Origin of the sequence: Nocardioides sp. CPCC 206347 (assembly GCF_048654605.1) — a bacterium.
Lineage (GTDB): Bacteria > Actinomycetota > Actinomycetes > Propionibacteriales > Nocardioidaceae > Nocardioides.
The window spans coordinates 1-1,109 of sequence record NZ_JBMCYZ010000018.1 but is presented as its reverse complement, the minus strand read 5'-3'; the positions used below and the strand labels follow the sequence as shown (position 1 = coordinate 1,109).

Genomic DNA, 1,109 nt, shown 5'->3' with positions numbered 1-1,109 from the left:
TGTGATGCCCAGGGAGGTTGTCCCGCCCTCCGGCGGTGAGTCGGGCTGACAGGTGAGGGCCCCCGGTTGTGAAGTGGAGCTGTCTAGTTCACCGCTTCACCGACCGGAGGCCCTCGTGTCCCACGCTAACGCTGCCCTGACCCCACGCGCCCGTTTGCGGCTCGCTCAACTCGTCGTCGACCGTGGCTGGACTCACGCCGCGGCGGCCAAGATGTTCATGGTCGCCCCGAGGACGGCGAAGAAGTGGGCTGATCGCTACCGCGTTGAAGGCCAGGCAGGCATGGTCGACCGCAGCTCGCGACCGCACACCTGTGCGAACAAGACCAGCCCTGCGCTGGTTCGTCAGATCGTGCGACTGCGGTGGCGCCAACGGCTGGGACCAGTCCAGATCGCCGGCCGGCTCGGTATGCAGGCCTCCACCGTCCACGCCGTGCTCGTGCGATGCCGGATCAACAGGCTCTCCCACATCGACCGCGTCACTGGCGAACCCCTGCGCCGCTACGAACACGACCATCCCGGCTCATTGATCCACGTCGACGTCACCAAGTTCGCCAACATCCCCGATGGCGGTGGCCACAAGTTCCTCAGCCGCCAACAAGGCCGAGCCAACGCAATCGCGACCGCCCACCGCACTGGCCAACGCGGCAAGGAATCGCGCCCCGCGATTGGCACCGCGTTCGTCCACACGGTCATCGACGACCACTCTCGCGTCGCCTACGCCGAGATATGCACCGACGAGAAGGCCGCCACCGCGATCGGCGTGCTGCAACGCGCCGTTGCCTGGTTCGCTGAGCACGGCGTCACCGTCGAACGCGTGCTTTCCGACAACGGACCGGCGTACATGTCCTACGCCTGGCGTGATGCATGCGCCGAAATGAACATCGTCCACAAGCGGACCCGGCCGTATCGGCCGCAGACCAACGGGAAGATCGAGCGCTTCCACCGCACCTTGGGCGATGGGTGGGCCTACGCCCGGTTCTACGAGTCAACCGACCAACGCAACGCCGCCCTGCCCGGATGGCTCCACTTCTACAATCATCACCGCGTCCACTCCGCCATCGGAGCCAAGCCACCGGTCACCCGACTGACCAACGTCCCCGGACATCACA

1 protein-coding gene is annotated in these 1,109 nt (G+C 66.2%); it reads left to right on the top strand.

Features of this window, described 5'->3' with window-relative positions:
* Nucleotides 1-115: 115 nt before the first annotated feature.
* Nucleotides 116-1,109: IS481 family transposase (locus tag ACOACQ_RS24075; RefSeq protein WP_378595868.1), on the top strand; the 994-nt coding region annotated here is incomplete at its 3' end.